The 12,543-nt window shown below is 42.6% G+C and carries 12 protein-coding genes; 9 read left to right on the forward strand and 3 right to left on the reverse strand.

Annotated features, from left to right (window positions below):
• Positions 1-3 precede the first annotated feature (3 nt).
• On the forward strand, positions 4-201 hold the full coding sequence (locus ACLJJ6_RS00135) for a DUF951 domain-containing protein (protein WP_412989457.1): 198 nt from the start codon (positions 4-6) through the stop codon (positions 199-201).
• A 224-nt stretch (positions 202-425) separates the two neighbouring features.
• Here ACLJJ6_RS00135 and ACLJJ6_RS00140 read toward each other — a convergent pair whose 3' ends face one another.
• The 3 genes from ACLJJ6_RS00140 to ACLJJ6_RS00150 form a co-directional block, all read right to left on the reverse strand.
• Entirely contained in the window at positions 426-1,358 is a 933-nt protein-coding gene (locus ACLJJ6_RS00140) for a DUF916 and DUF3324 domain-containing protein (RefSeq protein ID WP_412989458.1), read from the reverse strand.
• 91 nt (positions 1,359-1,449) lie between these two features.
• Positions 1,450-2,037 (reverse strand): WxL domain-containing protein, encoded by a 588-nt coding sequence (locus ACLJJ6_RS00145; RefSeq protein WP_412989459.1) that lies wholly within the window; start codon positions 2,035-2,037, stop codon positions 1,450-1,452.
• A 126-nt stretch (positions 2,038-2,163) separates the two neighbouring features.
• A complete protein-coding gene (locus ACLJJ6_RS00150; protein WP_412989460.1) occupies positions 2,164-4,479 on the reverse strand; it encodes a hypothetical protein in 2,316 nt (771 codons plus the stop codon).
• A gap of 270 nt (positions 4,480-4,749) precedes the next feature.
• Here ACLJJ6_RS00150 and ychF point away from each other — a divergent pair, with 270 nt between their 5' ends.
• From ychF to ACLJJ6_RS00190, 8 genes are all read left to right on the forward strand, one after another.
• A complete protein-coding gene (ychF, locus tag ACLJJ6_RS00155) occupies positions 4,750-5,856 on the forward strand; it encodes a redox-regulated ATPase YchF (protein ID WP_412989461.1) in 1,107 nt (368 codons plus the stop codon).
• Positions 5,857-5,885: 29 nt separating this feature from the next.
• The gene (locus ACLJJ6_RS00160) at positions 5,886-6,590 is read left to right on the forward strand and encodes a DUF1129 domain-containing protein (protein WP_412989462.1); all 705 of its coding nucleotides are present in this window, start codon (positions 5,886-5,888) and stop codon (positions 6,588-6,590) included.
• 38 nt (positions 6,591-6,628) lie between these two features.
• Positions 6,629-7,774, forward strand: coding sequence for an IMP dehydrogenase (guaB, locus tag ACLJJ6_RS00165; RefSeq protein WP_412989463.1), 1,146 nt, complete (start codon positions 6,629-6,631; stop codon positions 7,772-7,774).
• 5 nt (positions 7,775-7,779) lie between these two features.
• Entirely contained in the window at positions 7,780-7,953 is a 174-nt protein-coding gene (locus ACLJJ6_RS00170) for a hypothetical protein (RefSeq protein ID WP_412989464.1), read from the forward strand.
• 286 nt (positions 7,954-8,239) lie between these two features.
• Positions 8,240-8,929, forward strand: coding sequence for a response regulator (locus ACLJJ6_RS00175; RefSeq protein ID WP_412989465.1), 690 nt, complete (start codon positions 8,240-8,242; stop codon positions 8,927-8,929).
• A gap of 17 nt (positions 8,930-8,946) precedes the next feature.
• On the forward strand, positions 8,947-10,098 hold the full coding sequence (locus ACLJJ6_RS00180; protein ID WP_412989466.1) for a sensor histidine kinase: 1,152 nt from the start codon (positions 8,947-8,949) through the stop codon (positions 10,096-10,098).
• Between the two features lie 138 nt (positions 10,099-10,236).
• Positions 10,237-11,517, forward strand: a complete 1,281-nt coding sequence (locus ACLJJ6_RS00185; RefSeq protein WP_412989467.1) for a D-alanyl-D-alanine carboxypeptidase family protein — start codon at positions 10,237-10,239, stop codon at positions 11,515-11,517.
• A gap of 245 nt (positions 11,518-11,762) precedes the next feature.
• The gene (locus ACLJJ6_RS00190) at positions 11,763-12,539 is read left to right on the forward strand and encodes an AzlC family ABC transporter permease (RefSeq protein ID WP_412989468.1); all 777 of its coding nucleotides are present in this window, start codon (positions 11,763-11,765) and stop codon (positions 12,537-12,539) included.
• The last annotated feature ends 4 nt before the right edge of the window (positions 12,540-12,543 follow it).

Raw genomic sequence — 12,543 nt, forward strand, 5'->3', positions numbered from 1 at the left:
AGAATGGTAGCAAAAACGTATGAATTGAACGATATTGTTGAAATGAAAAAGCCCCATGCCTGTCAGGCCAATGAGTGGAAGGTAATTCGCTTGGGGATGGATATCAAGATTAAATGTATGAATTGTGGGCACATTGTGATGTTACCGCGTCGCGAATTCGATCGTAAGCTAAAAAAAGTTTTGAAGAAGGCTGACGCTTAAAATTAAGCGGTAGTTGTTGTCAGACGAAGCAATTGCAGCATAATCGGTAATTAAAGCAACGCGAACCTTTTTGAACAATTAAAAATAAGGATCATTTCCTAGCTGTGAGGCTGTGAAATGATCCTTATTTAATTATTTATGATTCTTTTTAGCGCCGCGTCGGCCTAACCAGTAGGCAAGAAGCAGGAGTAAAAGGACAAGCAAGGCAATTAAAATGTACCAAATTAAGGGACTCTTTTTAACGTGGGCGTGCCGATTTGCATGATTAGCTTGGGCTTTAGAAATCTTGAAAGTTCGGTTGAAAGCCCAGCGTTGCGACCCGAACGGGCTACCATGTGTAAATGATAAGTTCCGGCTTGAAGGGCCGCGTGGTTGGTTGTGATGGCGTAGTCAAAATTGGAATCGGCGGCCATCGTTAAATTTTTGGTATTGGTTTTATAAAGAGTTTTACCATCTTTGGATACCTGGCTGGTAATGTGTAATTTCTTAGCTAAAGCGGCTTGAGAGTTGATGACATTAACCTGAATGGCCGGACTGAATTTGTCCGCTTGTGCCGTCCCGGTTTTGATAGTGCCAAGTTTTAACTTTGGTAAAACTGTTGTCTGAGTATCTTCATGAATCGTGACGCCCAAGGCTAAGGCGTAGCGATTTTTGATTGTAAAGTTTTTCTTGTTCGTCGCAGTCGTTTGCGAGGTTTTCGGGTTTAGAAAATAAAGCGCACCATCTAAAACGCCTTTAAAAGGTGTGGCAGGCATCTTAATTGGAAAGGTTACAACTTTGCTGCCTTTGGCCGGCACAGTCACTTTTTGTTGTCCGCCTAAAATGGTTTCCAGTTGATACGGAGCAGTACTTTTGCTTCCTAACTTTTTCAAATCATAAGCAACGGTCCCGCTGTCTGTGGTATAACCCGTATTTGGAGAAGCAATTAAATGTAAGGTCTGGTTGCTCAGATTAGTGACCTTGACTTGAATTTGCGTGGTCTGGTTAGGTTTTAACTTCAAGTCAAAATAAGAAACGGAGGTGTCATTTTGTTGTTTGCTGGCAATCCGGCTAACGGTAAATGTTGCCTCATCTGCACGCACGGTTTTGTCGGTGAAAAGACCGCCAGTGATGACTATAGTGACTAACAGAAAAAATTGAATCAATTTACGAAACATGAATCTCTCCTTTGTAATAAAAAAGGGAAGTGACGCCACCTTAGTTGGTGCAGCGGTCGTCATTACCCTAAATCGTCCGTTATCAGTTCTTTTAGTTAGCAGAAGTATTAGCCATTGTCCAAGTCACAGTTGAGCTGTAACTTCCGCTGTTGATCTTGGAATTTGCTTCTGTGACTAAAGTGGTATCGGTTGAAACTGTTGAAGTAGCGGTTCCCGTACCGGTTAAGTCAGCGTTGGTATTGTTCCAAACTGTGCTGGCCGCGCTACCAATCGTCCCAGTCGCTCCGGTTGCTTTTGAATTGTCGGCAACACTGCTTTTTAGGTTAATGGCGCCGGCTACCAAACTTTCACTTTCATCTTTACCGTTTTTAAAAGGAGCCAAAGAGGCAGTTAAACTCCAAGTACCATCGGAGGCGCCACGATAGTCAGAGACAGCAAGTGTATTATTGGCGCCGGATTGATAATTCAGTGTTGTTCCTTTTACAAGAGTAGCAACGTCTGTTGTGCCGAAATTAAAGTTGGGAACCGCGTCTAGACTTAATGAGCCGGCCGTAACGGAAAATTCGCCAACGGAATCTTTGGTTACACTATCATCGGCGTGGGCCACCAAACTGTTGAGGCCTAAACCAAAACTAATGGTTACTGTGGCGAGAGCAGCTAAAAAAATTCTTTTCTTCATAATATAAAATATTAACTCCTTATTTGCGTATTATTCGCTTTTTATAGTGACTAATAAACAGTATAAGATAAATGTATGCGAAATGCAATGAAAAATACTGATTTTTTGTAAGCAATTTCGCTTTTTTTAGGAATTTAAGTCATATTTTAAGGTCCAATAAAGTGGATATCCGTACTTTTTTCCTGTTTGGACACGTCCGCTACTAAGAAGATTGGCCACATTAAGTTTAAGTTGAAATGTTGCCGAAGCAGAGGCTGTCAGGGTGTTACCAGTGGTCTGCTGCAATAGTGGCTGGCTGATATCAAAGGCACTACCATCTTTGGCATAAGAAACGAGTTGTGGCTGATCAAATAAGGTTAACCCATCCAAATCAAAATTAGCTGCGGCCGTTTTGTTATATTGAACGCTCAGTGAATAGGGCACCCGCCAGTCATTTTTAATTTGAATATTTTTAACATCAGGGGAGCTGTAAACACTCGGATCATCAGTTTCGGCAGTTAATTGGAACGTGTTAGGAATATTAGCAGTAAGTTTACCGGTTTCGGTTAAGTTAATTGTTGTATGTTCATAACTGGATAAATCCGAGTCCGCCGTTATTGCGTTCCCGTCATCGTCCGTTTTGGGTGTCAAAACCACTTCAATCGTATTTTGCCGCTGCAAATCAGTACCCACAGTTTCGAGCGTAGGCGTGTCCGTAGCTGCTTCGGACTGGATGTTTTTGGCCGTTAACTTTTTATTATAGCCGGGTAGACTAATTAAATTATTGAACTTGAATGTGCTACTATCCTCAGTATTGACACCACTAGCATTCAGTTTATGCCAGTCTGATTGATTAAAACGATAAAAAAGCTGGTAATTTTTATTACGGGTGACTACAGTTCCCTGCAAGCCTACCGACTTGGTTGGATCTGTAACCTGAATAGTTTTGTTGTTGGCAGTTGTCCCCGTTTCGCCAGGCGTAACTGACTTGTCTGTTAGCGTGTTAGAAGTAACTAAACTAAGATTTTTTAAATAGGGATTAACGGAATGCAGGGAGTCAAAAACGCTACCAGAAATATCATTGATGTCAAAAGTTCCTGCTATTAAACGTGAGGCCGGCATGGTGTGGGCAATGGTGACATTTTTACCTGATAAAATACTGCCATAAAGTGTGCGACTACCGGCACTTAGCGAAACACTGGCATTAGGGAGTAACATGGCCCCACAAAGTTGACTGTCTTCAGCTGTATTTCCGAATTCGAGAGTATCACTGCCACTCGTGGTGGCGTTGGGAAAGTTATTCAAGACGTGACTTGAGAACAATTGACTTTGTTCAGTCCCGTTATCTGAGTTGGCTGGTGATTCATCCGTGTCAGTTCCAGTATAAGCCTGCATTTTGAAGGACCCTTGCCAGTTACTGAAAGGACTTTTAGTGGTGACGTTATCCCAGTTAATAAAAATATAAGGCGGGTAGGCGTAAGAATCATAGCTAGAGGTGCCCGCCTGAACTGAGTTGGTAGTGGTATCCATATTACGGATTTTAATGGTTAAATTTAGGTTCTTATCTTGGGCATCATCAGCGTTAACGCCTACCATGATGACTGGTGGATTTTCGTAATTCTTAGTGGAACTGTAATCCTTGGGCAATGTCACATCGATCGTTAAATTAGTGTAGTTTTGGTACTCAGGGGTAGTTTGCGTTACCTTAACGTCATTCACCTGATCATTGACAACGACTTTATCCTGGTCTTTTGCGTCATCGGAGTCTGGTTGCGTAAATTGGTCATAGTATTGCGAGATCTTTTCAAATTGAGTGGCGGCCGCATCGAAATAATTAGAAGCATCGGTTTTATCAGGATCGAGGGTCAGGCCGCTGACCCGGGCGAGAGTGGTCCCGTTATCTCCAGAGAAATCACTCGTGTCGCCCACATTTTTATCCATATCAAGAATGTCTAACAAAGAAGCATGGTTTAATTTGTCTGCGTCTGTAAATACTTTGGCCTCGGCCCGTAAATTGTTAATGACGATTTGATTTTTATCCGAAACCACGGGAGCAACCATCATGTTTCGCTGGCGTGCATTTGGATCCAGCATATGGCGCATGTATGTGCCGTAAGTAGTGTCTGAATCAACTTTATTGGCTGTGAATAACGGGGTGCCGACCGCGCGCCCCGAAGCATCACTTGTAATTTGTCCCCACTGAGTGCTGTCAGTTCTGGTATTCCAACTATTGGTGCTGGATTCAAGATTGTTAGCTGCATAACGGCCTTCCAAATTGGCAGTGTTATTGGCGTCAATGGTCATGGTGCCCGCAGCAAATGCATTGAAATAAGAACCAACTCCAAGTATTTCATTTTCTGGAAATGGTTTGGCAGTGGTATCAGCAGTTACGGGATGACTAAAATAAAACCCCGCGAATCCCAGTAACACCAAGATTGCCAGTTGTAAGTTAAATTTACGCATAGTTTCCTCTGTAATAATTTTTATAAGCAAGACGTGATTTTCTTCATTAAGTCTAGCACGTAGGCGAAAAAATGCGAAGAAAAGTTGGTTGAAATTTGAGAAAAAAGCGATAATTTTCCGTTTTCTCTTGCTTTTTATGAAACAGGTCTGTAAAAAATGACGAAACAAACCCGTTATTTTTGATTCCTGCCCTGTTTCTTAGGCTGCTTTTTTGTTACTATATTACATGTATACACTTAAATTAAAACTAATAGAGAAAGCGTGTGAAAAATGTCATTAACAGCAGGTATTGTCGGGTTGCCGAACGTCGGTAAGTCAACTTTGTTTAATGCAATAACAAAAGCGGGCGCTGAAATGGCCAACTATCCGTTTGCCACGATCGATCCTAACGTTGGGATGGTTGAGGTGCCGGATGCTCGGCTGGACCGGATTCAAGAAATTATTCCCGCTAAAAAAATTGTGCCAACAACCTTTGAATTCACGGATATTGCCGGAATTGTCAAAGGGGCCAGCAAGGGTGAAGGCTTAGGAAATAAATTCCTCGAAAATATTCGTCAGGTAGATGCCATTGTGCATGTTGTGCGGGCCTTTGATGATGACAATATCACCACTGTTTCTGGTAAGGTGGATCCAGTTGAAGATATTCAAACCATCAATTTGGAACTAAGCATTGCCGACTTAGATGCGGTCAACAAACGCTTGGCTAAGGTTCAACGAGCGGCCAAGAGCCGTGACAAGGACGCATTAGCCGAATTGGCCGTTTTAGAAAAAATCAAGCCGGTTTTAGAAGCAGGTAAGGCTGTCCGATCACTCGAATTTGATAAGGACGAACAAAAGATTGTGCGGGGATTGTTCCTATTAACCTCAAAGCCAGTTTTGTATGTCGCAAATATTGCGGAAGCTGATATGGCTGATCCTGAAGGTTCCAAGTATTATCAAGTGATTCAGGACTATGTCGCAGAAGATGATCCCGAAGCTGAGGTCTTGGGTATTTCGGCGGAAACAGAAGAAGAAATCGCTGAACTTGATGATGCCGATAAGAAGGACTTTTTGGAGGCTGAAGGCATTGAAGAGCCTGGTTTAAATCGGCTGATTCGGTCTTCTTACAAATTATTAGGTCTGGAAACCTTCTTCACAGCTGGTGGTCCGGAGACGCGTGCTTGGACGTTCAAACGTGGCATGAAGGCTCCTCAATGTGCGGGCGTTATTCATTCAGATTTCGAACGGGGCTTCATCCGTGCAGAAACCGTTTCTTACACCGATTTGGATAAATATGGCAGTATGCAGGCTGTCCGTGAAGCAGGACGTTTGCGGCTGGAAGGTAAGGACTATGTGGTTCAAGACGGCGATATTATTGAGTTCCGCTTTAACGTCTAAGAAACATAACTAGGGAAGAGGAAAGAAACATGAGTGAAGAAAAAACAGTCGAGCGCAATGCCGGCAAACAGGAACATACCAAGCATAAAACAAAGCCGCAAACGTTCACCAAGCGCAACGAAGACTTTATGTACCGGTTAACTAAAGAATTGAATGCTAACAGTAAGTTAACGGATGAAAAGAAAGAAGAAGCTTTGCAAGATACCAAGCTGCGATTACTGGAGGGTCAGTTAAAAGGCGAAACGGCCAAACAGATTTATGGCACGCCAACGGATCGGGTCAAAGAGATTATTGAGGGTCCTAAAAAAGCACCCGTTGAAACCAAGTATTGGATGAAAGCTTTGGATAACGGCATGGTCTTTTTCATGATCTTTGCCTTAATGTTTGGAATTATGCTGCTAGTTCAGCCTAAATCCATTGCAACCGAGCCAGGACCAGCGGGAATTACGGCAATGCTGGCCATTTCGATTATCGGAGGTGCGTGTGCGCCGTTTTTAACCGATCGTTTGCAGCCAACCTCAAGTAAGAAGGAACGGCGCTCAATTTGGCGGACAATCGGGATGGCAACCGGGATGGTTTTGGTCTGGATGGTAGCCTACATGGCATTTTCAGCGTTACCACAAAGTCTTAATCCGGTCTTACCATTTGAAGTGTACTTTGCAATTGCGGCCGTTTTATTCGTATTCAGGTTGTGGTTCAAACGCCGTTATCATGTCACTGGCGGATTTATGTAAACTAAAAAATCAAAAGAAAGAGGAGCGAGATCTTAATTATGTCTAATTGGGAAACGAAATTTGTGAAAAAGGGTTTAACTTTTGATGATGTCTTGTTAATTCCTGCTGAAAGCCATGTCTTACCAAACGAAACCGATTTATCGGTGCAGTTAACAGATAACATTAAATTAAACATTCCCATAATCAGTGCCGGTATGGATACGGTGACTGAATCAGCTATGGCAATTGCAATGTCACGGCAAGGCGGGATGGGCGTTATTCATAAAAACATGTCCATTGAAGATCAAGCAACTCAAGTTTTAGAAGTCAAAGCAGCTGGTAAGGCGAATCCTAAACAGTATCCCCACGCTTCAAGTGATAAGGATGGTCGGCCATTGGTAGCCGCTGCAGTCGGCGTTACCAGTGATACTTTTGATCGGGCCGACGCCTTACTTCAGTCAGGTGCCGATGCAATTGTGATCGATACCGCCCATGGACATTCAGCTGGGGTGCTCCGTAAAATTGCCGAAATTCGCGAACATTTTGCTGATGCCACACTAATTGCCGGTAACGTTGCTACGGGGGAAGGAACAAAGGCCTTATTTGATGCTGGTGTCGATGTTGTGAAAGTTGGAATTGGCCCCGGTTCGATTTGCACTACCCGTGTCGTTGCGGGTGTGGGTGTGCCACAAATTACTGCAATTTATGATGCGGCAACGGTTGCCCGCACATATGGCAAGCACATCATTGCCGATGGCGGAATTAAATATTCCGGCGATATTGTCAAGGCCCTAGCTGCGGGTGGCAATGCCGTCATGCTGGGCAGTATGCTTTCTGGTACCGACGAAACTCCCGGTGATGTTTTGGAAGACAATGGCAAAAAGTATAAGAGTTACCGTGGCATGGGCAGCTTAAGCGCAATGTCAAACGGTTCCGCTGATCGCTATTTCCAAGGTGGTGTGAATGAAGCTAACAAGTTGGTTCCGGAAGGGATTGAAGCGCGGGTTGCTTATAAGGGCTCTGTTCAAGATATTTTGTTCCAAATGATTGGCGGTTTACGTTCCGGAATGGGCTATGTAGGGGCGCCTACCATTACGGCTTTGACAGAAAATGCACAGTTTGTCCAAATCACTAATGCGGGATTAGTTGAGTCGCATCCGCATGATGTTCAGATGACTAAGGCAGCACCTAACTATCAGGGCTAACTTTAATGGGAACAAAAATTTATTTAATTTTCATCGCCTGTGTCATGTTGTATGCGGTGGTTTGTTTAGTGAAAACGGTACGGCATGAAGGCATTCTCAACCTCAGTACTTTGATCTGGTTCCTGGTATTAATTGCCTTGGGAATCGCTTTTTGGGGGATTGCAACCCTCATAGTTTAAAATCAGATATAGAGAGTGGGAAAAGGCGTTTCAACTTTACAGATAATCTCGGAAGCCGAATGATTCTTTGAATTGTTCGGCTTCCGTCGTTAATCGGAGAAGATAGCTTTTTCCCCGATTTCGGCTATTTAAATTCAGCTGTTGAAAGAGGCTGTAAGATAATGCCAAAACGCGCATCTGTGAACGGGTATTCTTAACATTACTTAAAACCTTGTCCGATATAATTTCTTGTTGATGGTTTTTTTGCTACACTATAAGAAATTACTACTTAAGGAGATTTCGCATAATGAAAATTTTAGTCGTTGATGATGATAAAGAGATTGTTGAGCTCCTCGATATTTACATTAAAAATGAAGGTTATGAACCAGTATCGGCATATAACGGCAAAGAAGCCCTCACAAAATTACACACCGACCCAGAGATTGGTTTAATGATTCTAGATGTGATGATGCCTGAAATGAGTGGGATTGAAGTGGTCCGTGAAGTGCGGCGGGACTCCCAATTACCTATTTTAATTTTGTCTGCAAAAACTGAAGATATGGATAAAATTAAAGGGTTGTTGACCGGGGCCGATGATTATGTGGCGAAACCATTTAATCCGTTGGAAGTTATGGCCCGCGTTAAATCATTGCTGCGCCGTAGTCAAAATGATTTGAAGCAAGATGAACCAGAAGTCTTAGACATTGGTCCTTTGACGATCAATAGTGATTCACATGAGGTGAAAACCTTAACTGGTAAATCCATTCAATTAACTGCTTTAGAGTTTGGCATTTTGTATCTGTTGGCTAGCCATCCGAACCGCGTTTTTTCAGCCGATGATATTTTTGAACGGGTTTGGCAACAAGAAAGTATTATCTCCGCCAAAACGGTGATGGTTCACGTTAGTCATCTAAGGGATAAGATTGAAGAAGCCACTGGCGGTGAAAAAGTTATTGAAACGGTTTGGGGCGTGGGCTATAAAATTGAATCTCACTAAATTAAGGTGCAAACAGCATGACATTTAAATTAACAGCACGAGAAAAAAGTGAATTATTAGGTGAAGGCGTCATCACCGTTATTTTGCTGCTCTTATTAAATTTGTCCATTTTAGTCTTAATTAATGAAATTATTCGGACAAATCCAGGCCTTGAACGGGGCATTTTTCAAATTAAAGAGTCCATTACCATTGGCCCCAATAATTATCGTGTGTGGAGCTACCAAAACTTTTTCATTTTCTTTATGGTAATCGTGGATATTTGGGTCGTCTATTGGCGATTGATGCGTCGCTATAAACAGATGCAATTAAGGCACATTATTAGTGAGCTGCATTACATTGCCAATGGTCATTTTGATCACCGTATCCCATTCACGTTAAAGGGTGATCACCAACGAGTGGTTGACAGTGTCAATGCGCTGGTTGACTCAGTGATTGAGTCCATGAATGAAGAACGGAAAATCGAACAGTCTAAGGATGAGCTGATAACGAATGTTAGCCATGACTTGCGGACACCGCTGACTTCCATCATTGGCTATTTAGGCTTGATTGAAAATCAGCAGTACAAAAATGAAGCTGATATTTTAAAATATACCCATACGGCTTTTCTCAAAGCGCAACAAATGAAGTCGCTGGTTGAGGATTTGTTTGAGTATACTAAGGTGCGACAGGCGTCAACCAAGATGAGTTTTAATAAAATTTCAGTCGAACCGATGCTCGAGCAACTAGCGGCCAGTTTTGAGCTGGAAGCCGAAAAAAAGCAGATGGAAATTAGCGTTAAAACGGCTCCTAAGAATCTGAAGGTTGAGGCGGACGCAGAAAAGTTGGGGCGTTTGTTTAATAACCTCATTACTAATGCTTTGAAGTATGCGAAGGGGGGCCATCACATCAACTTAGAGGCGAATCTGGTGGGACAACAAATTGTCTTCAAAGTTTCTAATGATGGCGAGCCAATTCCGGCAAAATCCATTAAACATCTTTTTGAACGGTTCTATCGTGTTGAATCTTCACGGTCTAAAGCAACTGGCGGCACTGGACTCGGATTGGCGATTGCGCAAAGTATTGTGGAGTTACATCATGGGCAAATTCGTGCTGAATCTGATGAAAAACTAACGAGCTTTATCGTGACGTTACCCATGGTTCAAGCAAAAAATAAACAACAAGCTAAATAAAAATCAATTCGCAAGATTATCGATCGTTTGTCTGAGGAGATAAACAGAATCTCTAGTGAATTGATTTTTATTTTAAAAAAGCTTTGTGTCCGAGGGGCAATTTGTTATATTCTTGTTAATAAAGGTGGCAAATATATAGTGACTAAATTCAAACAAAAAATTGCAATTATTTTTAGTGTCTTGCTCATGATGAGTGCGCTGCTTGCAGCACCCTTGCATGCCCAAGCAGCGACCGCCTCAATTGACGCTAAGGCCGGCATTGCGGTGGATGCAAAAACGGGCCAGATTCTCTATTCAAAAAACAGTAATCAAGTTTTGCCAATTGCGTCCATGTCGAAAATGTTGGCTGTTTATCTCATCTTAAAGAGTATTCATTCAGGACAATTAAAATGGAATCAGCGAGTGCACGTGAACGCGGAAATTGCTAAAATTAGCCAGAATACGGAATTAACTAACGTGACGTTGAATCAGAGCCGAACGTATACAGTGCGCGATTTGTATAAAGCGGCCTTAATTTATTCAGCTAATGCAGCTATTATGGCGTTAGGTATTGCGCAGGCTGGGTCTTCAAAGGCGTTTGTCAATGAGATGCGGACACAGGTCCAAAAATGGGGGATTTCCGATGCCAAGTTGTATAACGCGGCGGGGTTAACTGAGAGCGAAGTGGGCAGTGAAGCTTATCCGAACACAGCTAAGAATGCTGAAAATGAAATGTCAGCAAAGGATGTCGCCATCGTCGCTTCCAAGCTGTTGCAAGCTTATCCAGAGGTCCTGCAAACAACGAAGCAAATGAAGGCTTGGTTTGCAAAAGGAACTTCGGATGCGGTTGAAATGACGACTCATAATTATATGTTACCAGGGCAAGCCGATTATCTAAAAGGGTATGAGGTAGATGGCCTTAAAACTGGGACTTCGGATAAGGCACAGGCTTGTTTTACAGGCACCGTGAAGAAAAACGGACACCGGATTATTACGGTGGTTATGGGTGCCAGTTCCAAAAGCAACGGGAATGCGCGTTTTACTAATACCCAAACGATCATGAAGACCGTTTACACCAATTTTAAACCGGTTCGCTATAAAAAAGGTGCTTCCTTAAAGCGGGTGACGAACTTTAAGGTGCCGGACGGGAAAACCACAACGGTCAAAGCTGGCATTGCCCATGGAACCACAATCTGGGTTGCTAAAAATCAATCGGCGAATGCTGTGCGCTTTAATAGTACTCAAATTCAGAAAAAGGCCGGTGTGGCAGCCCCTGTGGCGAAGAACCAGAAATTGGGAACGGCTACCGCCCAAATTGACGGTCAAAATGTCTTGTACCTACAAAAAAAAGATGCTCAAATAACGTTACGAGCCAAGACTTCGGTGGCAAAAGCCAACATTTTAGTGCGTCTCTGGCGTTCTTTTGTTGGGCTGTTTTAAAAAGCTGGATTTAATCCACACGCCATGCTTGAAAAGAGTGTAACCAGGCTAGTTTTATTGAGAAAAACTGGTGGGAAATCGCAACTGAATGCAGGATTCGACACGGTTTTAGAGCAGATAAGAATGCAACTTTTAAAAAGTCCCTATTCAATATACTTTGAAAATGTTAAAATGATTTCGCAGTGTTTTCTATATAATTTCAGTAAAAATGGTCCAACTTTGAAAATCCGTTGGAGGAACGAATTGTGAAACAAATTGAAAATGGACCACAATGGCGGGTTACGCTAAAAGAAGCCTGGCCGTTGTGCCTAAGTTACACACCAATTGGACTGGCCTGTGGGATATTACTTCACGCCGCCGGTTTTAATACGCTCTTAACTGGGTTGGTATCCGTTTTTGTCTTTTCTGGCGGGGCTCAGTTTATGATTGCACAAATGCTGACCACCACAGCGCCAATCCTAACTATCATTTTGATGCTTTTTTTCCTAGAACTGCGCTATGCGTTACTGGGTTCTAGTCTAGCCGGTTACTTAAAGGGGCAGAATCACCGCTTTTTGTTTTTATTTGCCGTCTCGATGAATGATGAAAATTATGCGATTAACTACTTAAAATTTGTCACTGATCGTAATTGGACACCTAAAGATGCCTTACAGGTCGAACATTGGTCCCTGCTGGTATGGACGGTCTCTAATGTGATTGGCAGTTTGATCGGTAGTGCTGTTCAAATTAACCTAACGGTGGTTAACTTCGCCTTAACGGCCTTATTCTTGTATATGATTGTGATGCAAATTAAGACCCGGTTAATTTTGTTGATTTCAGTGATTGCCGGTGTGCTGACAGCTTTCTTTATGTTATTGACCAAGAGTACCTTAGGCTTGGTCATTTCTACGCTGGTAGCCTCATTCCTAGGATTTATGATCGAAAGCTATGTGTCTAAACGCTGGCCGAAGAGTCATTTATTATATAAAATTCATGATCCGTCGGGACAGCCAGAAGTTGATAAAGAAGATATCGAAATTTAATTCA

Origin of the sequence: Pediococcus siamensis (assembly GCF_047220215.1) — a bacterium.
In the GTDB taxonomy this organism is placed as follows: domain Bacteria; phylum Bacillota; class Bacilli; order Lactobacillales; family Lactobacillaceae; genus Pediococcus; species Pediococcus siamensis.